The organism is Paenibacillus sp. 2KB_22, assembly GCF_052115745.1.
Taxonomy (GTDB): Bacteria; Bacillota; Bacilli; order Paenibacillales; family Paenibacillaceae; genus Paenibacillus.
In genome coordinates, this window is sequence record NZ_JBFRHG010000001.1 from 279,524 (window position 1) to 304,665 (window position 25,142).

The 25,142-nt window shown below is 44.4% G+C and carries 18 protein-coding genes; 5 read left to right on the forward strand and 13 right to left on the reverse strand.

Going from position 1 to position 25,142, the window contains the following annotated elements; translation table 11 throughout:
• Positions 1-215: 215 nt before the first annotated feature.
• The 4 genes from AB4111_RS01175 to AB4111_RS01190 all read right to left on the reverse strand — a co-directional run bounded on the left by AB4111_RS01175 (position 216) and on the right by AB4111_RS01190 (position 4,727).
• Positions 216-881: an ankyrin repeat domain-containing protein gene (locus AB4111_RS01175; protein ID WP_442029748.1), complete on the reverse strand. Its 666-nt coding sequence runs from the start codon at positions 879-881 to the stop codon at positions 216-218.
• 49 nt (positions 882-930) lie between these two features.
• A complete protein-coding gene (locus AB4111_RS01180) occupies positions 931-2,439 on the reverse strand; it encodes an S-layer homology domain-containing protein (protein ID WP_442029750.1) in 1,509 nt (502 codons plus the stop codon).
• A gap of 119 nt (positions 2,440-2,558) precedes the next feature.
• Complete coding sequence (locus tag AB4111_RS01185; protein WP_442029752.1) at positions 2,559-3,251, reverse strand: response regulator transcription factor; 693 nt, start codon at positions 3,249-3,251, stop codon at positions 2,559-2,561.
• A gap of 6 nt (positions 3,252-3,257) precedes the next feature.
• Positions 3,258-4,727 carry an ATP-binding protein gene (locus AB4111_RS01190; RefSeq protein ID WP_442029754.1) on the reverse strand — a complete coding sequence of 490 codons (1,470 nt, stop codon included), beginning with the start codon at positions 4,725-4,727 and terminating at the stop codon, positions 3,258-3,260.
• Between the two features lie 224 nt (positions 4,728-4,951).
• Between AB4111_RS01190 and AB4111_RS01195 the strand changes: the two genes are divergently transcribed.
• Positions 4,952-5,779, forward strand: coding sequence for a helix-turn-helix domain-containing protein (locus AB4111_RS01195; RefSeq protein ID WP_442029756.1), 828 nt, complete (start codon positions 4,952-4,954; stop codon positions 5,777-5,779).
• A gap of 79 nt (positions 5,780-5,858) precedes the next feature.
• Complete coding sequence (locus tag AB4111_RS01200; protein ID WP_442029758.1) at positions 5,859-6,206, forward strand: cupin domain-containing protein; 348 nt, start codon at positions 5,859-5,861, stop codon at positions 6,204-6,206.
• 59 nt (positions 6,207-6,265) lie between these two features.
• On the opposite strand, the gene AB4111_RS01205 is transcribed toward AB4111_RS01200, so the two are convergent.
• From AB4111_RS01205 to pdxS, 6 genes are all read right to left on the reverse strand, one after another.
• Positions 6,266-7,114 carry a stalk domain-containing protein gene (locus tag AB4111_RS01205; protein WP_442031549.1) on the reverse strand — a complete coding sequence of 283 codons (849 nt, stop codon included), beginning with the start codon at positions 7,112-7,114 and terminating at the stop codon, positions 6,266-6,268.
• Between the two features lie 185 nt (positions 7,115-7,299).
• Positions 7,300-8,385, reverse strand: coding sequence for an ABC transporter substrate-binding protein (locus AB4111_RS01210; RefSeq protein ID WP_442029760.1), 1,086 nt, complete (start codon positions 8,383-8,385; stop codon positions 7,300-7,302).
• Positions 8,386-8,686: 301 nt separating this feature from the next.
• Positions 8,687-10,960: a beta-glucosidase gene (locus AB4111_RS01215; RefSeq protein ID WP_442029762.1), complete on the reverse strand. Its 2,274-nt coding sequence runs from the start codon at positions 10,958-10,960 to the stop codon at positions 8,687-8,689.
• A 19-nt stretch (positions 10,961-10,979) separates the two neighbouring features.
• Positions 10,980-12,212 carry a PTS sugar transporter subunit IIC gene (locus tag AB4111_RS01220; RefSeq protein ID WP_442029764.1) on the reverse strand — a complete coding sequence of 411 codons (1,233 nt, stop codon included), beginning with the start codon at positions 12,210-12,212 and terminating at the stop codon, positions 10,980-10,982.
• Positions 12,213-12,415: 203 nt separating this feature from the next.
• Positions 12,416-14,875 carry a GH39 family glycosyl hydrolase gene (locus AB4111_RS01225; protein WP_442029766.1) on the reverse strand — a complete coding sequence of 820 codons (2,460 nt, stop codon included), beginning with the start codon at positions 14,873-14,875 and terminating at the stop codon, positions 12,416-12,418.
• A gap of 399 nt (positions 14,876-15,274) precedes the next feature.
• Positions 15,275-16,159 carry a pyridoxal 5'-phosphate synthase lyase subunit PdxS gene (gene pdxS / locus AB4111_RS01230; protein ID WP_253442583.1) on the reverse strand — a complete coding sequence of 295 codons (885 nt, stop codon included), beginning with the start codon at positions 16,157-16,159 and terminating at the stop codon, positions 15,275-15,277.
• Between the two features lie 146 nt (positions 16,160-16,305).
• Between pdxS and pdxR the strand changes: the two genes are divergently transcribed.
• The 3 genes from pdxR (at position 16,306) to AB4111_RS01245 (ending at position 20,535) form a co-directional block, all read left to right on the forward strand.
• Positions 16,306-17,784, forward strand: a complete 1,479-nt coding sequence (gene pdxR, locus AB4111_RS01235; RefSeq protein ID WP_442029768.1) for a MocR-like pyridoxine biosynthesis transcription factor PdxR — start codon at positions 16,306-16,308, stop codon at positions 17,782-17,784.
• 60 nt (positions 17,785-17,844) lie between these two features.
• Positions 17,845-19,866, forward strand: coding sequence for an ATP-dependent DNA helicase (locus AB4111_RS01240; protein ID WP_442029770.1), 2,022 nt, complete (start codon positions 17,845-17,847; stop codon positions 19,864-19,866).
• A 141-nt stretch (positions 19,867-20,007) separates the two neighbouring features.
• The gene (locus tag AB4111_RS01245) at positions 20,008-20,535 is read left to right on the forward strand and encodes a DinB family protein (RefSeq protein WP_442029772.1); all 528 of its coding nucleotides are present in this window, start codon (positions 20,008-20,010) and stop codon (positions 20,533-20,535) included.
• Positions 20,536-20,612: 77 nt separating this feature from the next.
• On the opposite strand, the gene AB4111_RS01250 is transcribed toward AB4111_RS01245, so the two are convergent.
• The 3 genes from AB4111_RS01250 to AB4111_RS01260 form a co-directional block, all read right to left on the reverse strand.
• A complete protein-coding gene (locus AB4111_RS01250; RefSeq protein WP_442029774.1) occupies positions 20,613-21,554 on the reverse strand; it encodes a family 43 glycosylhydrolase in 942 nt (313 codons plus the stop codon).
• 35 nt (positions 21,555-21,589) lie between these two features.
• On the reverse strand, positions 21,590-23,308 hold the full coding sequence (locus tag AB4111_RS01255) for a discoidin domain-containing protein (protein ID WP_442029776.1): 1,719 nt from the start codon (positions 23,306-23,308) through the stop codon (positions 21,590-21,592).
• Positions 23,309-23,380: 72 nt separating this feature from the next.
• Positions 23,381-25,066 carry a hypothetical protein gene (locus AB4111_RS01260; RefSeq protein WP_442029778.1) on the reverse strand — a complete coding sequence of 562 codons (1,686 nt, stop codon included), beginning with the start codon at positions 25,064-25,066 and terminating at the stop codon, positions 23,381-23,383.
• Between the last annotated feature and the right edge of the window lie 76 nt (positions 25,067-25,142).

Genomic DNA, 25,142 nt, shown 5'->3' on the forward strand with positions numbered 1-25,142 from the left:
ACTGCACTGCACCTAATAGATAGCGCTTACATGGTTGGTATTTCCATTTTATCTGGAAGCAGAGTGGTACACTATAGAAAATTTCAAAGCAGAGATATTCATTTTTTAATATAATGAAGCGCCTGCCCCTCAACATAGAGGGAACCAGGCGCTCCATAAATACCATTTTACATGTAGCTCAACATTTTAGTTTTTTTATTGACCCTAGATCATTGCTATTGGGCTCCAGCTCGTACCAAAAGCTCTTCAATTTCCTTAAAGCCTTTCTTCTTTGCATGACTGAGCGGTGAAACACCATCACGATCTGTTATATTTACGTCTGCTCCATGCTCAATAAGTAATTGAATGGTCTCTTGCTGTCGTGCATTGCCATCGTTTAATATGATCGCTTCCAGAAGCGCTGTCCATCCCAATTGATTCACGTGGTCCACATTCACTGAAGTTTGGGTTAGGAGTTCTCGTACCACCTCCACATATCCATGCTCCGAAGCCGGAATAAGTGCCGTTCCTCCATATCGATTCGTTATCGCTGGGTCTGCTCCCGCCTCGATCGTTAACTTCAAAATGTCCAAATATCCTTCAGCGCCAGCGTACAGGAATGGGTTATTCTTCATGTCATCTTGTACATTTACATCTGCACCAGCTTCAATCAATATTTTTGCTGAGGCCAGATCGTTGTTATAAGTTGCCATCATGGCAGCCGTTCTTCCGCTCTGATCCTGAGCATTGATATTGGCGCCCGCTTGAATCCATTTTTGAATATTTTCGTTATCTCTATCCTCTACCGCCTTGAACAACTTTTCTTCCAGTGAAGTCATGTTCTTCTCCTCCACATTCGAGTCGTTTTTCACTTCAGGTACACAGCCTTGCAAGATGAACATACTACTTATTAGAATAACGATGATTAGCGACTAACTCATACTGCCTCCTTTACTCCAGTGTCAGGGTAACCGAAGAAGAGACGCTCCAATCCCCAACTGGGTTTAATGTATAGGTCGTACCTGGAGTCAGCTTTCCGTCATTCGTAATGTCGAATACACCTGTAGATCCTTTTCGACTTGAGTATTTATAAGTGGCTGTCAGAACTTCCCCGCTAGGAGCTTTTAACGTTACACTACGACCAGAGAACAGTTCATCTTCGGGATCTTGGGCAAGCGTAACTTCAATGGAGGTTTCACTCACAGCCTGAGCACTTGCAACCTCCAGAGCATCAAACGATTTTGCAGTGAATGAAGCATTTTCGAGGTGTGCCCAGTCTGAAGAAACGGTATATGTTACACCTGGTTTCAACACTTGACCTTCAGGCAAACGGAACTTCGGTTCTTGTTTGCCGTCTGTCGATTGTGTGAACGGCACATATCTGGCAATGATGGGCTCGCCACCTTCTGGCGTAATTACAACTTGTCTTGCCTGCATGGAAGAAATGATTTGGAACGTTTTGCCTCCTGCTTGTTCTTGATCATTTAGTACGAAAGCATTCGCGCCACGGCCACCACTGTAAGCCGAGATAATGTAACCGTAATCCACGACTCCATTCTCTTGCAATGCTTCAATCTCGAATGTATCATTCGTAACTTGACTAGCTGTGGTCATGTTTATTTTCGTGCCACTGCCTTCAAAGGAACCAACGTCTTGGCCTTTGTAAGTAAGGTTGTACACTTCACCAGCATCTTGTACGGACGTTGGAACGATGTAAGTGGCAATCGAACCTGTTTTCAAACGGGGCATATTGGTTAAGGTCAGCCCACCACTAAACGCAAAATCCGTTTGTGCCTTGGCAAAAGCTTCATCCGTTGCTGTCAGTGGTTTGTCTAACGTGACGATTAACGTAATGGCATTCAGCGATCTAACGCTCTTGATTTGAGCTTGCTCCGAAGGAATGGCTCGGTGGGCTGTTTGCAGTAGCACCGCTGCTTCGCCGCGTGTTGTTGAACCGTTCTCAGAGTAGAACTCGCTCATCCAATGGTGAACGGATTTTACGTCACGCTGCATCGCTTTGGATACGACCTGTTCGAGTTCAGCATCTGTCACTTGAGATTGTGGAGAGAATTGTCCGTCTTTTGCCTCCATGATTCCGAGTTCAACAATCTTTGACGCATAAGGTGCATACCACGCATTTGGGTTCACGTCCGTTATTTCTAAGGTTTCGCCCGTCTTGCCTTTCAAATTAAACGTTTTGTAAACCAAGGACGCCAGCTCAGCACGCGTAATCGCTCTATGTTCACCCATGGATTGATCTGCATACCCATTCATGATCCCCAAACTATTCAGATCCTTGACAGCAGCTTCAATCTGTTGTTGGGTAAGCTGTGTGGTTGTTGCCGCGATGTTAGTAACGTATGTAGCTGCATGTACTTGATTCCCAGTTAGCGGGAATACTGCTGTACCTAATGCAGTTATGGTTAGAAATGTAGCGATTTTGCGGGTTGTAGAATTCATGGTTGAATTCCTCCTCTATAGGTTGTAGTTGCCTGTATCTATAGAATAGAGGACAAAAAGAAACTCCCAATGATAAAGTTATTAACAAAATATAAACTGGCTCTAAATTTTCACGAAACTTATGCAGTAAACCGGTAGCCTGCGCCCCAGACGGTTTCGATGTATTCCGGATTTTTGGGGTCTGTCTCCAGTTTCCCACGAAGTTTGCGAATATGGACGGTAACCGTTGCAATGTCTCCAGTGGAATCCATGCCCCAGATGCGCTCAAACAGATCTGATTTGCTGAATACACGATTGGGATGACTCGCAAGAAATACAAGTAACTCGAATTCCTTGGTTGTAATCGCCACCTCTTCTCCATTAACGAAAACGCGGCGTGAACCTTTGTCAATGTGAAGCCCTCGAATGTGGATTTCATCCTGCGCAGCTGGTTTGTTTTTGCCAAGTAGTCTTTCGTATCGGGTCAAATGAGCCTTTGCTCGCGCAACCAATTCACTTGGGCTGAACGGTTTTGTAATAAAGTCATCCACTCCCAGATTAAATGTTCTGATCTTATCGATTTCTTCCTTTTTCGCGGAAACGACAAGGATGGGGACCTCCTTTACCTCGCGAATGCGCCTGCAACATTCGAAGCCGTCGAGTCCCGGAAGCATCAGATCAACAATGATCAGATTGTAGTCCCCCTCCAGTGCCTGCTTCAGGCCTTCATCTCCGCTGTGGCAGAGATCCACGGAAAATCCATTGAGCTCAAAATAATCCCGTTCCAGTTCCGCAATCGTTGTTTCGTCCTCAATGATCAAAATGTTTGCCATGACTCATTAGTCCCTCTCTTCATTTAGCCGTTTCAGTTTGATATATATGCTCGTGCCATTATTGGGCTTGCTTTCTGCCCAGATGAAGCCCCCATGTCCATCAATAATTTGCCGGGCAATGGCCAGCCCAAGTCCACTGCCACCCGTTGACGAGTTGCGGGATTGTTCTGCACGATAGAAGCGTTCAAATATATAAGGCAGTGCCTCTTCGGCTATCCCACTGCCATTGTCTTTAAACGCCATCGTAATCCATTTCTCATCAGCTTGAAGTGTAATCTCGAATCGTTTGTGGTCATTCTCCATGTATTTGAGTGCATTATCCACCACATTGACAACGGTACGTTTTAACTTCTCCAGATCCACAGCAGACATAGCGGGACCAGACACCTGGTTATTCCAATGCAAGACAACACCTTTGTCCTCCAAATCGTATCTCAACTCTTCAATGCTGTCTTCCAGGAAATCAGCGAGATCAACTGTTTTGAACAGGAAAGGCTCTTGGTTCAAGTCGAGCTTCGAATACAAAAACAGTTCATCCACCAGCTTATCCATACTAACTGCTTTGGAGTGAATGATATTAACGTAACTCTCCATTTTCTCAGGAGTATTGGCCACTCCGTCACGAATACCCTCAATATAACCTTTAATATTGGTGATCGGCGTACGGAGATCATGCGAGATGTTGGAGATAAGCTCTTTGCGGTTCGCTTCGTCCTGCTGTCGTAACGCATAGGAGCGCTGCAATTGATTCCGCATACTCTCAAATGCTTCGCTGAGTTGCCCAACCTCGTCATTGGAGTTTAGCTGAATCTCAAAGGATAGATTGCCATCCTTAATATGTTCGGCTGAGCTTCGTAGTTGATTCAGCGGCTTAATAAAACTGCGCGTGATCCAGCGGAACAGTAGCAGATTGGTGATGATCAGGACACCGATTAGCAGCAGTGACATCACAGGCAGTAATTTGCGAGTAAGTTCCGCAAAGGGGCTTCGCTCCCGAATAACGAAGATACTTCCTCGTTCTCCATCTGAGTATTGAAAATCAAATTTCGCATACGCGTAGAATCGTTCACCAATATTGAAGGTGCTTCGAATCTGATAATTGTTAAGATCGTAGGCAGGGAGAGCTTGTCTCAGTTCCGGCTGGTTGAAGGTCAGCGATTCGAAGATCTGACTATTCTCCCGTCTGACGTAGAGCCCTGATTTCTCGGCTCTCAGCTTCATGTCATATTCACGCAGCAAAACCTTGTTCTGCAGGTCGTCGGGGTCATTTTTAGCCAGAAACTTCATCTCTTGAAAGATCGATTCTCCCTGGTCACTCAGTGGATTGACCTGATAATGTACCTTGTATATATCACGAAAACTCTGCAGATCCCCTGTGGCCGCAATCGTGTACAGGCTTGCCGTAAGCAGGATGAACAGTAGACTTATTACGAGCATACCCGTGAAAGACAGCAGCATTTTTATTCGAATGGACATGGGTTCCCCTTCTCAAGCAAACATTTGGATTAGTTAGTGCACATGTTAACACAAGATCGATTCAATTGCCCAGATGTACAAAAGAGGTTTCGTACTCTCGTGATTCTTGAAAAGTCTTTGTTTAATATGTTGACATTGATAATGATTATCAATAGTGTTGTAGTAAGATCTACAGCGATTTATCTCAACATGACTGGCAACATTATTGAAACGAGGTACGGAATGTGAAAGTAGACGTTAATCAGCTAGCAGCGCATTTTGCACACATTCCTTTTCAAGTAGAAGGAATATATCGATATGCTAGAAATCCAGGGGTTCCTCACGCTGACTATACCGATTCTTTTCCTGGATTTGTGTTTCCCCTCACAGGAAAAATACAATTTCAATTTGATGGGACGCCTTATATCTTTTCGCCAGGAAAAGTTGTACATGGGGGAGCAAAAATGAAACTCGATCAAACTGTGTTTAATAAAAATGACTGGGAGTATATCTTGGTTTTATACCGAATATGTAGTTCAGACCTGGATGAGTCAAGCTTTTCTCATCAGCATTTTGAATTATCAACGGGCCAATCCCCTCGTCTGATCGAATTAATTATGCGTCTTTGGCATGTATATAACCAGCATGGAGGTATTTCAAGGTTTCAGACCGAGATGCTGTTTCGCGATGTGTTGAATGAAACTTTATTATGTGTTGACCATAGGCAAAAAAGTTGCGAATCAGATGCTTTATTTGAACGGGTCTCCACCTTTATTCAAGAATACTATGATCAAAGTCTGACTATCGCATCGCTGGCAGAACAAAATAACGTTAATCGAAATCGACTTTCCTACGTGTTTAGAAGACATGCAGGTATGGGTCCAGCAGAATATATATTGAAATATCGTATAAACATGGCACAACAAATGTTATTGGCAAATGATGCGTCTGTACAACAGATTGCTGAAACCGTTGGCATTGCTGACCCCTTTTATTTTAGTAGAGTGTTCAAAAAACAAAACGGTGTCTCTCCTACTGCGTATCGTCAGAAGTTCATCAATAATCCATCCTGATTTCAACAGGCATCCATGTTATGCCTAAATCTAAATCAGTATACTGAACTTAAACGAATAATACACAGGAGGAATGATGATGCACTATCAAGCTATTAAATTGAATGAGGAATTTTCGAAAATAAACGATCTGTGGTCTCCGAAACTCATTGGAGAAATGAATACCCATCAATTTAAGATCGTTAAGATTGCTGGAGATTTTGAGTGGCATGTTCATGAAGAGACAGATAAATTATTTTTCGTGCTCGAAGGTGAGATGATTATTGATTTTCGTGATGGTCAAGTGAAACTTTCCAAAGATGAGATGTTTATTGTCCCTAAGGGAGTCGAGATTAAGCCTTCCGCCGATAAGGAATGTCACATCATGTTAATGGAGCATGGAAGCGAAGTTGTCATACCGAACTTATCCCCCATTGCCCCTAATTAAATGTTATCTTTGCCGCCGCTCACTCTGATCAGCGGCTCTTTGAGATATTAGCTATCTATTCAACGAGGAAGCACTTCAAGTACTTTACCACTTCCATCTTCGATAATACGTATACTGTTGTCATCGATGAGTTGAATGGTACCATCTTCATTTAAAATCTCATGCTGCCCCGTTACCCCGTGAGCAATGGATTTGCGAACCAGACCTTTGTTTTTGAATACCAACGTGTAAAGATCGTAGTCTTCCGTTTTTCGGTTAGTATGTTCTATGATGACAATAAGTAGATTTTGAGGACTCCGCTTGAAATTGATCTTGAGATCATGGGTATTTACATTCATATCCTTTATACCTAATGGAATCAGACTCTTTTTTCCAGTAACTGCATTCGTAATCTCAAGATCACCTTTTGCAGCACGAATCATATAGATGTATCCCATGTTGCTGCCATAAAAAGTATCGGTATAATTGCTCAGCCCAGTCACGGTTACCTTGTTCGTCTTCGTATCTTGATGAGTCACTTCCCCGTCCATAGCAGTTGCAAGAAAACTAATGGGCACATAAAGGTTACTAATATACCACACAGGTTCACTGCCCATATCTACTTTTTGACGATCCACTTCGGCAATTTTACTTCCCAAGTGCACTACAATATGCTTCTGACTGTTCTTCAGTACGGCCGTATTATCATCGTCCATCCCCCACGGCAGACCTGCCTTAATACCCAGTGAGAACAAGCTTCCGTAAGTGACTCCATCCTTGTGTAACGTCTCAACATGGTTAATACGGCCGTCTGCCCACTGAATTTCCAAATCAACGTATTTTTTTGCTGCTTCAGATTTTTGAGCCCCCAGTGGTAATAAGACGGACATCACTAATGCAACGACAACTACTTTTTTCAAATACTTCATTTTCACAGCGACTCACCCCATTCATGTGATTTTTTAATCTTATAATAGTAACGTTAGATTCCGAATAAAGTTTGACTCCATTCTCATTATCATTCAACGAGTTAACCCGGTTCAACTAAAGTCGGAGACTTGGTCCCTGGTAACAAAAAAAAGCCGCTAAAATAGCGACTTTTAAGGGGACTCATTTACAACCCGAGATCATCAGCGAGCCCTTCAACACCTGTGAAGATGGAATCTCCGTAGCCCCAGAAGTTGTTGAAATCAATAATGTAGATTTTCTTGTTTTTAACTGCATTAATGTTTTGCACCTGCTTGTTGGCTAGCAGCTTTTTAATCGTTTCTTCTGGATCAATGCCACCAGCATACCTGGAAATAATCAGGGCATCTGGATTAATCTCGATTAGCTTCTCCAGACTAAGTGTGCCGGTTTCATTAATCAGCATATTATGCATATTGATCAATGACATTGCACTTTCAATAAACGTATCTCCGTTTCCGTTGTAGATTCCAATGGTTCCATCACCATTATCTGAAAAAGATGCATAGTTGATCGTTTCAGCGCTAGCTCGGGCCGACAACGCAGTCTCGCGCGCTTTTAGCGTCTCAACATATGCCGCTGCATTCGCTTGTACGTTGAATATCTTACCTAATTCAGTAATATCCTGATACAGGCTATCTAACGATGCATCAGGAACACTCGTGCTTTGTACATACGTTTTGATCCCCATATCATTCAAGCTGCTTACTGTACCAACACCCCAATCCGCATCCTCAAACAATCCACCACGCCCCACAACCAGGTCAGGCGAAGCGCCTATGGTCAATTCCTTACCAACATAGCCTTCAGCAAGCACAGGAATTTTTTTGAATTCATCAGCAATATCATCATCAGGCACACTGCCGAACAGCGCTGCTACACCTACAAGTTTGTCTGTCAAACCCAAGCGAATCATCAGTTCGGCTGCACCTTGGGTATTAGCAACTACTCGTTCAGGTGCCTTGTCAAACGTTTGATCCTTCTTCACCCATGTACCGTTCTCTGTCGTATAATTTGAAACGGTTACCGGGTAAGTTGTTTCAGCAGGTGTTGAAGCGTCTGCGTCGGTTTGTTCCCCGCTTGTTGCTGCATTCGTGGCGCTACTCTCCGCAGCTTGCTGTGAGTTGCCATTCGTATCTTCGCTGCCACCACTGTTGCTTGAACACGCTGCGAGCACCAGAATCATTGCAGTAATCAAACATAGAATCATCCCTTTTTTAACGGATACCAACATGTAAATAATCTCTCCCTTTTGAATTCTCTTTTGTCTTTTTGACCAATATGTAAAATAACTATTGTCAGTATACAATAAATGTCGTAGCGTGTAAATGAGAACAATAATCAATATCATTTACATGATAAATAAAAAGAGACCCCCGTATGGGTGGCCTGTTCGTATCGATCGGCATTTATATCGTTATTCGAGTAAGTTCTGCATAACGTTCGGTAGCTTTTAATCGATATATCCCGTAAGGTTAGAAAAACCAAGTTCATGTCCTTTGTTTAGGATCGAACTTGGTTTTTCTTTTACTTAACTATTCATTTCGTGCCTGATTAGCCTTGGTGATAAGTTCATGTATAATTTCATCAGGTGAACGTTCATTCATCCATTGTTGACCGAACATTTGGAATACTTTGATCATCGGGAAATCTGCCCAGAATCCCACAAACTCCTCATTAAGATATACCTTGTCTGTAACATGCTCGTTCATTTCATTCAGGCAATGTTCCAATTCCTGTTTCGCTGCCGGATCACTCATCCACTCACTGAGCAGACTGAATTTGTGGAAAGTGATTTCTTCCTTACCAAAGTCACAATGCAGACGTTCCGTAATTCGGAGATCTTTGGACGAGCTGCCAAGTGAAATTTGGAAAAATCCGGTCTCTGCCACCCAACGATTATACTTGGTGTTGTAGTATGAAAAGTCTCTCTCTTCCAGTTCAAAAGTAATCATGCGTTGTTCACCCGGCTCCAGTTCAACTTTAGTGAAAGCTTTTAATTCTTTCTCTGGACGGGTCCATGTGCACTCTTCATCGTGAACATACAGTTGAACAACTTCTTTCCCCTTGCGCTTACCGGTATTTTTCAATTGGAAAGACACAGTCACACCGGTAAGGGTCTGAGCCACTTCCAGATCCGTATACAAAAACGATGTGTAAGACAATCCGTGTCCAAACGGGAATTGAGGTACCAGTTCTTTCTGGTCATAATATCGATAACCTACGAAAAGGCCTTCGCGATAATACAGCTTGCCGTTCTCTCCGCGAATTCGCATATGTGAGGGGTTGTCCGACAGTTTGACAGGGAAGGTCTCAGACAACTTGCCCGATGGATTCGTCTGTCCGAATAATACATCTGCAATCACTTTACCCATGCCTTGACCCGACAACCATGAATGAATCACACCAGGAACATGTTGTACCCATGGACGCATCGCCAGTGCGGAGCCGCTGCTCGTCACAACAATGCACTTGGGCTGAACCGCCGCTACCGCGAGAATCAATTTTACCTGATGCTCGGGTAGATCAATGCCTTGCAAATCATGCATCTCCGATTCGGCATATTCCGGTTGGCCCACAAACAATACAGCAACATCGGAATTCATGGCTAATGAGACGCTTTCCTTAATTAGCTCATCATTGATAGAGTCATCCTCCGGGTACCCTTCTGCATATTTCATGGTCATGGCATCACCAGCCAGATTCTTTATCTCGTCCCATGGAATATCGACTTTTGTAGGTGTTACCTTCGCGCTGCCCGCTCCCTGAATTCTTGGTTTTTTGGCAAATCGTCCGATCACGGCAATCGACGAAATGGACTCCTTCCCTAGGGGAAGAATCGCGTTCTCATTTTTCAGAAGCACGATACTCTCGGCCGCCGCTTTACGTGCAAGTGCATGATAGTCCGAATCTGGAGATGATTCCAAATCTTTTTTCCCCGTTACCCGCTCAACCAGTTTCAAAATACGACCCACGCTTTGATCCAACTGTTCTTCGGACAGGCTTCCGTTCTGAACCGCTTCAATGATTGCTTTGGCATTGTAATGAGCGGGACCTGGCATCTCCAGATCAAGCCCGGCCTTCAGACCACGTATGCGATCATTGACAGCTGTCCAGTCGGATAGAACAACACCTTCATAACCCCACTCTTCTCTCAAAATGTCATGCAGCAAATGTTCGTTCTCACTCGTATAGGTTCCATTCAATAAATTATAGGAACACATGACCGTCCATGGGTCGGATTTCTTAATAATCCGTTCAAAGGCGCTCAGATAAATTTCGCGAAGCGTCCGCTCGTCGATTTCCGAACTGGTCACCATTTTCTCGAATTCCTGGTTGTTGCCTGCAAAGTGTTTGACAGAAGCGCCCACTCCTTCGCTTTGGATCCCGTTTATAAACGCTGCACCAAGTTCCCCCGTCAAGTATGGGTCTTCCGAATAGTATTCGAAGTTTCTTCCGCCAAGCGGCGTTCTTTTCATATTTACACCAGGTCCAAGCAGCAGCTCGACGTCCATCGTTTTCGATTCACGTCCCAGTGCCACACCGACTTCATGCAACAATTCCGTATTCCACGAAGAACCGATGGCTGAACCCGTAGGGTAACAGGTTGCAGGTACATTTTCCGTTGTAATACCCATTTCTTCATCACTGTTCGTTTTACGGATGCCGTTTGTCCCATCATACATATGAACTGGCGGAATGTTTAACCGCTCGATTCCTTTCGTCATCCACATATTCAATCCTGCGCAGAGTGAAGCTTTCTCTGCCAGAGTCAATGCCGACAATAATTCATTGATTGATTTATCCATATTACTCACCCTTCTGATATTAATTTTCTTCCTGTTCTTTCTTCAGTTCCTGTGCATCATACAGTTTGAAAAACGGAAACCAGACAATAAATACAATTACCAGGACAACCGCCAGCAAGATGAGCCCATTGAATCCAGACATAATGTAGGTGGACAGGCCGATCGGTGTATACCATAGCTGGAAGATCTGGCTTGGAATTCGTACCCAACCCCAGTCGAGAGCCAAGTACACAATGACCGGTGTGATAAGTGAGTTAATCCACATCGGCACCATGAGTAATGGATTAAAGGCAATCGGTGCTCCGTACACGACGGGTTCATTGATGTTGAACAAGGACGGGATAATAGTTGCCTTGCCGACAGATTTCAGCTTTTTCGAACGTGCCATCAGGAACCAAACAACTAACGGCAAGGTCGCTCCCATTCCTCCAATACCCAACCATCCGGAGAAAAAGGTTTCAAACGTGTTGATATTGACGGGATCTTGTCCCGCTGCGACAAGAGCTGCATTTTCTTCGATTGCAGGTATCCAGATCGCGTACCAGATCGGTGTCATAACCCACGGGCTTACGCCAAAGGAATACAGTACTACGCCGATAAAGTTGAACAATAAAAATCCGGTTAAACTTTGTCCTACGGCATTGATCGGCTCAAAAACGTTCACGATCAGCCCAAAAATATCAAAATGAAGCTGATATACAAGCACCCATCCTGTTGTTAATACCAGGGCGATCGGGACGAGAAAATCGAACCAATCCATAATGAATTCGGGAAGTGAAGACCCCTTTTTGAAGAACGAAAATTTGTTGCACAAGATCATGACAAGAGCGACGAATACACCTACCAGGAGTGCTGTAATCATCCCCGAAGGTCCGAATCGTTCAAGAATGAACTGAATGGTACCGTCTTCGTTTAGAGTTGGGTTAAGCAGCATGACGAACAGAGATATCCCCGTCATTCCCGCAAGCAACTTGATTTTGTGTCGTTCTCTTTTTTCCATCACGACATAAGGTGTCAAAAAAGCAATAAACAACCCCAGCAAACCAAAACTGAATGTCGTGATGGGTGTCAGGTCCGGCATTCCCGGAATGAAATCCTGCAAAATCGAAATTAATGTAATAATTGAACCGATGAAAATCATCGGAATGGCGACCATGATGGCTTCTTGAATCGAAGAAACCCAAATATTGTTCGTAAACGCCTCCAATCTTGGCGCAAACGAATCAGTCATCCATTTCATGAAACGCTTCATCCTAAACTCCCCCTGTCTTCCTCTATGCTGCTACAACCATAGTATATCGATTTATGTTAACGCTTTCTTGTTGGAACTTGCCGCATCATGGATCGTTTTTTGCCCAATCGATCGCTACAGTTCTAGCTTGCCAGCCTGAACAAGAAATAAACAACAAAAAACATCCCTTCAATACTGAAAGGATGTCTTAAAAGCACTTTTTTCTAATATTGTCTGTCCAAAATGAGTAACATCACGCCATGAGGAGGGAGCACCAATTCCTTGCGCCAACATTCATCCCTTATCATCTCTGTCTCCATCACCGGGCCGCTCCTCCCGTTTAAAAAGAAGATTTCTTCTTCCGTCAAGGAATAGGGCGATCCCATGCGGATCCACTCATCAAATACCGATCCATGCTCCCGGTCCAATTGATAACTGGTGCATTTATAAAGTCCCTCGAGATTGCTCAGGGTAAGTTCATAAGCTTTGCTGCCTTTTTCCTCAAATACGTCATAGCGGGTTGAGCTGGATAATTCCGACCAATCTCCACTTGCAAACAGCCGGTCTACATGCACATAGTTATAGAACAAAAACTGCATGCTTCCATCCCTTTTTCGGGTTGCGACATACCCGTCTCCCTTGACGAGCAGCTCATCCCCAAGCTTTTGCATAAGTTCAAATGCATAATAGCTGGGTTTCTTCAGCCCATCGCGGTTCATCAGGCCAAAACCTCCGTAGAAAGGAGAAGAGGGAACGATACTTTCTTCGAATACATCGGTAAAGGACCAGAAAGCCATCGCTTTCACGTCACCGAGCGTGTTCATGGTGTGGTAAATGACAAATGGAGCCATGAACATGGTATCGTGCAGCAAGTTTCGATCATACAGCGAAAAGTTCCACTCGGTGACATGAAGTTCAACATGAGCGTACGATGACGCATTCATTTTTTGATGCATAAGCTCAATACTCTCTTTATAAAAAGCAGGATGCATGATTTGGGTTAAACGATCATCTTCAACTTTGAGCTTGGGATACTCCGAATAGATGTGGAATGAAAAAAAGTCGAGAGCCACTTCCCGCTTGCTGCAATAAGACAAAAATTCCTCAGCCCAGGTATCGTTCCAGAGAGATCCGTAACCCATAGCTGGACCCCCTACCTTCAGTTCCGGCAAAATCGATTTGATGGCATGAACGGTCGATTCGTAAAACGCAAAGTATTCTTCCTTGCTTCCTGCCCAACAAACACCAGCCAGGTCGGGCTCGTTCCATACTTCGAAATACCACCGTCTCACTTCATCCGCCCCATAACGATTTAAACAATGGCGAACAAATTCGCCAACAAGCGCCTGCCACTTGGCAGGGGAGGATGGCGGGCTGATATTGCCCCTCCACCAAAACAGCGTTTCTTTGGATCTCGCCAGCTGGCTCGGCATAAAGCTTAATTCCACAAATGGCCGAACGCCCTGATCCAGCAGGAAATCATACAACTTGTCCACATAAGACCAGTTATAGAGGGGCATGCCCTGCTCGTTCTCGCTGTACACCATCATCTCGTCATTGAAGATGCCGTGAAACCGAATATTTTGAAAAGGTATTTTCCCTTTCAGCGCGGAGAACTGTTTTCGCCAATCTTCACGCAAACCCTCAATGGCTCTCCCTGCCGTCATGGTCATATTCCAGTGCTTTTCATAGACAGACGATGTCTGATCCGCACGAATTTCAATGCTAGTTTGGTCTGACAGATGTGTAGACGGTACAGGAAGCGTGTCATGATCGGCGTCTACCTTAGCATCCAGATATCGATACAGTGAGCCTATCGCATTCAACGTTTCCATCTCGTAATAATCTCCGCTTGAAGATTCCTGATACGTTTTGGGCTTGCGATTCACATTCAACTGATGGGGTTCCGGAGTACGCGAAGCTTCCCGATAGGAACCGGGCGTGCAGCCGTACTTTTCCTTGAAGTATTTGTTAAACAGCTTCACATTCGCAAATCCGCAATCCAGTGCGATCTCCGAAATATTTTTATCGTTTGCTGCCAGCTGAGCCTGAGCCTTCTCCAAACGAATGAGCGTCAAATACTTTTGGAAAGGTATCCCGATTTTGTCGGTAAAGAAGTGGGAGAAATAATGCAAACTTAAATGTTCGGAATCGGCCATATCCTGCAGCGTAATCTTCTCATTGTAGTGTAAATCAATACATGTGAGGACCCTGTTCAGTCTTTTATAGTCATAATCCCTGCTGCCGTTTTCCAATGCGGAATTTGTTCCACTGGAAAAATACCTCTGCAGGCAGCCGCATAACATCTGTAATCTGCCCATAGTGAAATTTTGATAACCCGGTGTTTTTTTGTTGATCTCCCATACCATCTGCGCAAGATATTGTTTAATGCTATGCAGCCAGGAAGCGTCCTGCTCCACATTTAAGGCAGAGTTACAGGAGATAAACGCATTATTGTTCATCAACTCAGGACCGAATTGCAGTGTCAATAACACGTTGTCCTGATTGGTTCGTTCGATCTTGTGGACTGACATACTGTTAACCACGATCACATCATCTTCATGCAGTGTATATTGCTGCTGATCCAGATACATGATGATTGAACCATGAAGAACATATACAACTTCCACTTCCTTATGCCAATGGAAATCAATATGCTTCACCGAGTTCACGAAGAGTTTCATAGGCAGATCGTCCTGATGTTGAATAAACTCGTATAGATAGCGAATTGTCCGCACCTTCCTTCATACCGCTTATTATAGGCACAGCATTTTGAAGATATCAACAAGCTGGGCAGTGCGGCTTCCGTTACATCAAGAGTGACAAGCTTTGTTTTTTGCAGAAAAAAGACAAACTATACTGGTGAGCGTAACTTTGTGCTGATAACACACGATGAACTGCTATACGTCCGCCTTGATTTACCTTCGAACTGAAGTTGAATTTGTTCAAGTTTGAGTATGTATCTCTCTCTGCATTTACCATTTCCCTTCAAAAATAACAAAAAAGCCGATCCATTAAGTTCAATGGATCGGCTCTTCTTTATAAATGTTCAAGCTACCTATTCAACCAGATGCCCTGCTATCTTACCAACCGCGGTTGGACATGCGCTCTTCTGGAGCCAACTTAGAAATTTCGATCCCTTTCATAGGGGCACCCAAGTTTTTGGATACTTCGGCAATCAGTTTGTAATCCGTGTAATGTGTTGTAGCTTCAACGATGGCACGAGCGAATTTCTCAGGGTTATCTGATTTGAAAATACCTGATCCTACAAACACACCATCTGCTCCAAGGTGCATCATTAGTGCTGCATCCGCCGGAGTAGCTACACCGCCTGCTGCAAAGTTAACGACAGGAAGTTTGCCATTTTCATGGATTTCGCGGAGTAACTCATAAGCTACACCCAGGTTTTTGGCTTCAGCATACAGCTCGTCCTTGGACATGTTTTGCACTTTGCGAAGCTGGCTGTTAATTAGGCGCATATGACGAACTGCCTCTACAATGTTGCCCGTTCCTGGCTCGCCTTTTGTACGAATCATTGATGCTCCCTCGCCAATACGGCGAAGAGCCTCTCCCAAATCTTTGGCTCCACATACAAATGGTACAGTGAACTCATGTTTATCAATATGGAACACTTCGTCTGCAGGCGTGAGAACTTCACTTTCATCGAGATAGTCCACACCCAGCGATTCAAGCACTTTGGCTTCTATGTAATGACCGATACGTGCTTTGGCCATAACTGGAATAGACACAACTTTCATAACTTCTTCAACGATCGTTGGATCTGCCATACGAGCTACACCGCCGGCTGCGCGAATATCAGAAGGTACCCGCTCAAGAGCCATAACTGCTGTTGCACCTGCCGCCTCAGCGATTTTAGCTTGCTCAGCGTTCATAACGTCCATGATGACGCCACCTTTTTGCATCTCAGCCATTCCTCTTTTTACACGATCTGTACCTGTTTGCATAATTGTAGTCCTCCTATTAACTTTTGGGTGATTTTCAATAAAGGCATCGCTCTAAACTATGATTTAGTATAGAATGAGAATGGTCATATAAAAAGATCCAATAATTTTGATTTTTATTGTACCACTTCAATTATAACTCTGGAGGGCATATGCAATTTCATGTAGCTTACAGTTCATACTTAAACCGAAAATATACCAAGATGAAGGCTCTTTATCATGCGATTCGTGATGCTATTCATGAAGGCAATCTAATATATGGTGAGAAGTTACCCTCGACCAGAGAGTTAGCTGCGACGTATCACATTTCCCGGGGAACCGTGAATCAAGTGTATGATACGTTGACTGCGCAAGGTTACATTCTTTCAGAGCATGGAAGAGGAACCTTTGTCGCGTATCAGTTGGATTTGAACAATGATGCGTCCACCGAGAAAACGTGTACCCATCACTTATCAGCCTGGGGGAATCGTATTCAGCAGTTGGGACAGCAGACGATTCAAAGAAATGCACACACCAATAGTTCCAGTATGGAGAGCGACGAAGTGATCGACTTTAGCAAATACCAACCTGATTTCTCCAAGTTTCCTTACGATGAATGGAATAATCGATTGTATGCAGAGATAAGGCAGCGTGAGCATCACTTAGAAACAACCTCAGCTATGGTGAGTTCAACAGGTGAGCCGAGATTGAGAGAAGCCATCGCTGCCTATCTTCGGAGAATGCGGGGAATTCAAGTCGATCCGGATCATATTGCCGTGACTGCAGGATCCATGCAAGCCATAGCTCTACTCACTCAATTACTTGCAGATCCGGGGGATTATGTAGTGACAGAGAGTCCTTGTTATGTGGGGATATCTCAAGCTATTTGGGCTGCAGGTGCAAAGTTGATTGAAGCCAATCTTGATGGTCAGGGAGTTGTACCCCAAGACTGGGAAGCTCGCATGTTGTTTGTCACGCCGTCACGACAATTTCCTACTGGCGAAATGCTCAGCCTTGAGCGCAGACAAACCTTGCTGGACTGGGCACATCGACATGATGCCATGATTGTCGAAGATGATTATGATAGTGAATTCCGATATCGGGGAATGCATGTTGAACCGCTAAAAACACTTGATAAAGCAGGTCGTGTTATCTACCTTGGCAGCTTCACAAAAACCTTACCTTTAGAAGTACGACTTGGGTATGTGGTTCTTCCCCCTACCTTGGCAGACACCTTTAGAAAGGCGCAGGCATTATACGAGCCAAGACCTGTCAACCTGATCGAACAACGGGCATTAGCTGCATTTATGACAAGCGGTCAATATGAGCGGCATCTGCGCAGGATGAATCGTCTGTACAGTCGTAAATTCCATCTCTTACTCAAACTGTTGAACCAGCAGCTCTCTACGTGGTTTGATTGGGTAGAGAATGAAGCAGGTCTGCACGTGTTTGGCTGGTGGCGAGGTAGTGTGACCACTTATGAGGCCTTTCGGGCATCGGCTAGGTTACAAGGTGTGGTATACTCAGAAGTCAACAGTTCAACATCTGATGGTACGAAGTATGGGATCTATTTATCTTTTGCACATTTGTCAGATGAACAATTACAGGAAGGCGTATCCAGATTAAAAAATGCCGTGATCACTCCATTGTGAAGTACATCGTCTCCAAAATGCAGTACAAGAAGATCATCATTCGGAAGAGGGGCGATCGTTATGAATTGGTTAAATGAACTCTATAAAGTAAATCAACGGGAACCGCAAAAGGAAATCGAAAGTTCTTTGGTTAACGCGATCTTCCGAATATATGACCGGTTCCCCCGAATCGGCCTTAGAGAGCGGATCGGACAGCAAGAAATGTCTCTCGATATCGCCGATGCTTATATCCATGGACATCATGCCATGATTGAAGCTGGTGTCGGAATCGGTAAGTCTTTTGCGTACCTGATACCAAGTCTGCTCACGAATCAAATGTCTCAGAAACCTGTCATTATAGCTACATCCTCCATTCAGCTTTCGGAACAGATACATAAAGATTTAAGGATCATTGGCAGTCGGTTGGGATTCTCAACGGTTCGTTCCGTTGTGGGGAAAGGCATGGGTCAGTATGCTTGCCGAAGCAGGGCAGCGGAATGGATCAGGTCTGATGATCCCAACGCCTCCGTGTCTCCTCTTGCCCAGAGCATATTAGATTATGAGATTGATGAGCGAGCTGATATTAAAGCTGGAGTAAGTGATGCCGAATGGTCCCACGTTTCCGTGAATGATTGCAAATTTGAACGTTGCCAGCATAAAAATGCATGTTTGTTTTATGATATGAGAGCAAAATTGAATGCAAAAGCTCACGAGATTGATTTTATTATCGTGAACCAGGATCTGCTCATACGGGATTTGATGAAGAAAAAAGAAGGAACGAAGAGCATCATCTCGGAACAGCCTGCTCTGATCGTCATTGATGAAGCGCATAATCTGGAAGCAAAAGTTCGAGACGCCAGAACTCTGGAGTTCACTTACCGGGGAATCTGCCGCGTTCTGGATACCACGGTGCAGCTACTCACGAAGCAGTCCGGGGATAAGGGGCTCTTTTCACAATCCAATTTTATTAAAAAATGTGCCCAGCATATATTCAAACAGGTAAATGTGGATCTGCTCCACCATGCCAAGCAGGATAACGACCGAATCAAAGTGTCGGAGATCAAAGGAATAGCGTTGAACCAAGCGTTGAGTAATCTGAAAGATTTCAGTCTACGCCTTTCCATTTTGACCTCCCGCCACGAGCGGGAAATAGATGATGCTTTTGAAGCCATCAACGGGCTCATTACACTCATCCATGTCTTGGCTGAAACAGAAGACAACTATCTCTTATGGGCGAGCAGTCCCCTAGGTGTAGCCACGATCAGCATCTGTCCCAAAGATATAAGCCAATTTCTGAAATACGCTTTATTTAATGACAAGGTGCCTGTAATCCTAACGTCGGCGACGTTGTGCCAAGGCGGAGATACACTGGAGGAACAATACTCATATTTGACACATTCCCTCGGTTACAGAGGGGAGTTCATGGATCGCAAATCCTCCCCTTTTGACTACACCAATCATGCCATGATGTACATCTCGAACAACGTTCCATATTACCACCATGACCAGCGTGCAAACTATATTGAAGCAGCTTATAAGGAATTGATTCAACTCTGTAATTTAACTCAGGGAAGAACGATCGTCCTTTTTTCGGCAAAAGAAGACATGAAGTACATTCACAAGAAATTGATTTCAAGGGGTAATGAAAATACATGGGCAGTCCATGTTCAAAAAGAGGGATCTTCCCAAGATAGTGTCATCGCCGAATTCAGAAAAAGCAAAGGAGTACTCCTGGGTACCGGTGTATTCTGGGAAGGTGTGAATATCGAGGGCTCTGACCTGTCACAGGTCATTATTTTCCGTCTGCCCTTCCCAGTTCCTTCAGACCCTGTTTATGAATATAAGGCATCCGTAACGGAGAATCCATTTATGGATGTGTTTGTACCGGATATGCTTCTCCGATTACGTCAAGGAACGGGACGTTTAATACGTAGTGAAACTGACCTTGGTATACTCAGCATACTTGATTCTCGTCTCAGCGCAGCGGCAAAAAAGAGTTACCGGGAACAAGTGTTGGAGACCTTGCCGTTCAAAAAAGTGACGGAGGATTTTGAGGTATTGGAGAAGTTTGTCCAAAATAAAGGGATACGACATGCGGATTAGAAGTGGTACAACCAAATGATACAAAACAGCTCAAAACACATGAGAAGGCCCTTCCGCTCATAAAGCGGAGGGCTAATTTCATGCTGTAAGATATATGCTAGAATATAATTCATAGATTTGAATTCCAAAGGAGGCATTACCATGGTTGAAAGACCAACTACAGAGGAGTATGCAGCTTATTATGAAGGGTACATCCAGCTTGTTCCTGATGGCAACATCATCGAAAGGCTGGAGCAGCAGGCCAACATCGTACAAAATTTGCTCTCTTCATTAACAGAGGAGCAAGCCAATTATCGTTATGCCGAAGGTAAATGGAGCGTGAAAGAGGTCATGGGCCACCTTTTGGATAACGAACGCATTATGAGCAGCCGATTGCTTCGTATCGCCAGAGGCGACAAAACGAATCATCCCGGTTACGATCAGGACGTGCTTATGCAGAGCGCCCCCTTCAATGCATATACCATGGCTGATTTGAATGAAGAATATGCCGTCACACGCCGCTCTACCATTCTGATGCTTCGTCGCCTCACACCGGAAGCTTGGCTCTGTAGAGGAATCGTCAATGATAATCCTGCTTCAGCTCGATCGATAGCATATGTTATGGCTGGACATGAGCTCCACCATTTATCCGTACTTCACGATCGCTATTCAATCGATTTGAAATTATAAAATTCATGCAAAAAGACTTTGAACCTACATTTTCGTAGGATCAAAGTCTTTTCTCATCAGTCGTTTTATCGTTCAAATTATCGTTCAAAATGAATCAGATGTGCTTCCTCTCGCAAAGATAACGTGGCATAATCCTTTAGAATGGGAATGTCCCCATTGAACTCAATGGGCAGTACCACATAGCTGGACTGAAAGTAGTCCGATCCGTTCCAGCGATCCGCAAAGTACAGGTACTCCTGCTCGGATCGCTTCAGTACAAACGCTGGCTGGGTTCGATACGTTGTTTCATCCCCAAAATCGCTGAGCATTCCCCATGGACCATCCATCGTATCAGCTATCGCGTACTTCCCTTGATTGGGTTCCCAACCGGTGCAAAATGAACTCAGCATATAATACTTTCCGTTCCGCTTGAATACGGCTGGCGCCTCCCGATACTCCCCCTGCCACAACGTTCCGACAAGACGTTCCACATTAAGATAATCTTCCTGTAGTCGATAGATATGAAGGTCCGCATTGTCTCTTGCAGCCGAAATAAAATATGCCGTCCCGTCATCGTCCTGAAAGAGTGTGCAGTCACGCGACATATACCCATAGGGATTAAAGCTGCCATGATAAACAAAATGGCTATCCGGATAATCCGAGGTGGCGATGGCGCATGCAGCATCGTTATAATTATCACCATTTTCATAGTGAACCCAAAGTACGAACTTCTTGGTCACCGCGTTGAACAGCACTTTAGGCCGTTCGAGATTTACCTTCCCTCCTTTGTCACTCATTAATCTCAGATTCGTCCGAACTCGAATGGATGCCACTGGAGTAGAGATCGTAATGATATGGTTCCTAAACTCCCAGTTGAATAGATCCTTGGAACGATAACAACTCACATATATATCGTCTCTTCGATCTTCGCCATACCAGTAATAATAATCGTCATGGAATAACATATGTCCACCATGGGCGTGGATCGGCTGACCGCTTGAATCATTCCAGATGCCACCATTGGTTAATTGATTAGTCACACTGTTACCTCTCTTCTCTTCTTTTGAGAACATCGTTAATTGGTGCCCGATCCAAATACCTTCACTTCCCACAGCCTTGGGGTGTACCAGTTGTTAGGGTTGTTATGGAGCGTCGCATTTAACATATTAATCCGTACGTACCTGGCGGTAGTGTTCGATAGAGCATCTGAGGTGAAGCCATAAGATGTATTATTGGTTCGATCCAACGCCACGGTCCAGTTTACATTATCCACGCTGGTCTCTATTTTATATTTGTAAAATCCTTCAGAGCCTTTTTGCATCCACCAAGAGATCTGCACATTACTCAATTGTTGAACGGAGCCAAGATCGACCTTCCACCAATGTGGCCAGGAACTGCCTGTGCCCACCCATTCAGTTTGATAGTTACCATCATTAGCATAACTTGCCGGGTTCGTTCCGGTAGCTGTTTGCGCTGTTGCCGGTTTACCTTGCGACAGCAGTTTTCCATTTTGGACTGGAACTATAGAATCATCGCTTGTGTTGTACAGGACTTGATCAAAATAATCATAAAATGCATAACCATCGGAGAACCACACGGGAAGCAATCGTTCCTCTGTTGTTCCATTTTGCGTACCTGCCCAGCCGAACATCCAGCGATACGCAACCATAACGACGTTGTCACCCGTGTTTGGCTTCACCCGCATAACGGAACCCGACTGCGCCGAGAAGGTTGACGTGTTACCAATCGTCCGTAATTCAGACCAATCTCCGTCTATGCTTGTTGCTGATGAATACAAAGGTATACTCGGGTACCAACCTGCCGCTTGGGAAGAGAACAAATAATAAATGCCATCTTTTTTTATCATTTTGGGCAGTTCCCTATGTTGATTTTGATAAATAACTGAAACTTGATGATCTACATCCAACCAATCGGAGGTTAACTTATATAAGATGGTGTCCGAATTATTATTGGCCGTAGAGATCAGATACGCCGAATCATCATCATCTTTGAAAATGGAGATATCCCGGGATTGCTTCCCTTCCGGCCGAAAGCTTTTGTGAAATGTAAAGTCTTCTCCAGGCGTGGCCGAAGCCACCGATACTCTGGCAAGCGTGTAGTCTGTACTGTTTTCATAGTGAGCCCAAAAAACAAATTTGTTCGTAGGCGCATGGTACAGGATGTTAATCCCTTCAAATTTAGAATTCGCCAGATCGGGATGATCCGTGTAGGAAAGGACCACTTTGTCGTTACCGTATGTGATGTCATCCGTTGACGTCTGTTGAATCATTTCGCCAAAACCGCCTGATGACTTTTGTACAAAGTTAAACCTATAGTAGGTATCCCCCACTTTAAGTTCATTCGGGAGCATCAGAGTGGATTGCGTTGTGTTATCAAAAGTTGTGAGGTTTTCTGGAAGACTGTAAGGGGTGTATTCTGGCGAGATCGCAGAGGTTAACAAGGAAGTCCCGCCATATGCCTTCACTTGATATTTGTACGTTTTACCCAAGTTGAGCTCGTAATCATCTGTCGTTATACCTGTTAAGGTCTGTATTAGCGTATATGGCGCATTGTTCTCGGATCTGTACAACTCGTATGCAGTCGCCCCCGATACAGGTGCCCAATGGATTTTGGCATTGGATACGTCGGATTCATTCTTCAATACAAACAGTGTTGCAGCAATCTTGGTCTCTTCACCAGCAGCAGCTTGAACGCTTTGAGCTGAGGAGGATAAATGAACTGTTAACAACATCAATGCAATAACAATAGCCATCCACGATTTACCTTTGATCATGTTTCATCATCTCCTTTGTTTAGGAAACCAACCTCCCTGTTGCCGGAAGGCTGGTCCAGGTGAAACTTGACTTTATTTCAAATTCATCAATGTCATGACATCTGTCTCGCTGGCTTGGTTGTACCAATCGTTAACTTCTTCTATAACCGTGTCTCCGCCTTTTTCGTGCCACTGTGTAACAAAGGTATCAAATGCCTCAAGCGGTTCATTGCCATATATAATTTTGGTGAAAGTCTCTTGTTCCATGGTGGTCAACTGTTCCCATACATTTTGCATCGTTGGTGTTGGTGGACCATTAAACGCATTGGGCAGCAAAACATCCTTGTTCTCATATGAAATTCGGTATCCGTCTTGGGTCGTTTGGTCCTTTGAAGCGCTTTGAATGAGGACACCTGTGTCGGCTTTAACTCCATTCGCCAGATCATAGTACGATTGGCCGGGACCATCAACACTCGGTGTATTTTTGGTGAATGCCATTTTCCCAACGCCTTGTATAGCCTCTAATGGCTTATTAAATTTCGTTGGATCAAAAGTCACTTCGTCGTTGACGATATCGTAATCGTATCCCTGAGCATAGCCGTATTTGAAATCTCCCGTGCTGAACGCTGCGTCGTACATTTTATCGTAGTACAGGAAGAAGGCTTCCATGTTCTGAAAATCCTTGTTAAACATGAACACACCATCGTTCAATTGGGCCGACTGATAGGTCTTATCACCGTTGACGCCTTGAATGGTCGGATAAGCACTAATTTTTGCACCCTCAACATTTTTCTCCACGTCCTTCACACTGTCGTACAGCCAAGGACGACCAATGATGATGCCGGCTTTCCCCTCCGTAAAATCGGACAGTGCGTCCCAAGCCCCTTGCGTGGCCAATTCTTTGTTCAAGTACCCTTTTGCATACCAGTCGCGTAACTTGGCAAGTGCCTCTTTGTTGCCAGCAGCCACAGATCCATAGGTGAGTTTGCCGTTATCGTTATGCCATTGCCTTGGAAGATTTTTACCCGTGTATGTGCTGAAAATCATGACCGGATCGCTGACCCAGCCCGTGTTGTAGGAATCTTTACCCGAAAATGTAAAGCCATATGTGTCTTTCTTGCCGTTCCCATCCGGGTCCTCATTGCTGAACGCCGCGATGACTTGCTCAAACTCCTCAATCGTTGTTGGCGCTTTCAAATTCAATTGGTCCAACCAGTCCTGACGGATCAACATGACTTCGCCTTCCGTCAGATTAGGCGCGATGGCCATCCCGTACACTTTGCCGTCCCTAACCACTGGATTGAAGGTGGTCGGGTATTGTTTGTATATTTCTTTAATCCGTTCAGGCATGTAAGTGGAGATGTCTTCCGTAATCTCCTTGACCTGCCCCGACTCGATCAGATCATTGACCAGCATGGTATCATAGACGGGCAGAACGTCTGGCAGTTTTTCCGAACCCGTCAACGCCAGCCGCAGCTTGGTATTATACTGGGAAGCATCCCCTCCCAGCAGGGTGGTTTGGATCTTGATGCCCAGATTTTGTTCACCCCAACGGGTCAAGACATTGTCATTCAAGGTCTCCCCATTGATATACTTTCCAGCATTTTCATCCTGTTGTTTGGCGATGGTGATCGTAAATGACGGATCATATTTTCCGTCTTTGAGTACCGATGCCGGTGCGGTCTCGGAAACACTCTCCCCTTGGCTACAGCCAGCCACAAGCATGGCCGAGAGCATAACCATACTCACCATTTTCCACAAATCATTTCTATTCTTCATGGATTCATGTCCCCTTTACTCTAACTCAATTTGTTTTCTATATAAGTTTAAATTGAATATTTACACTGGCACTCCG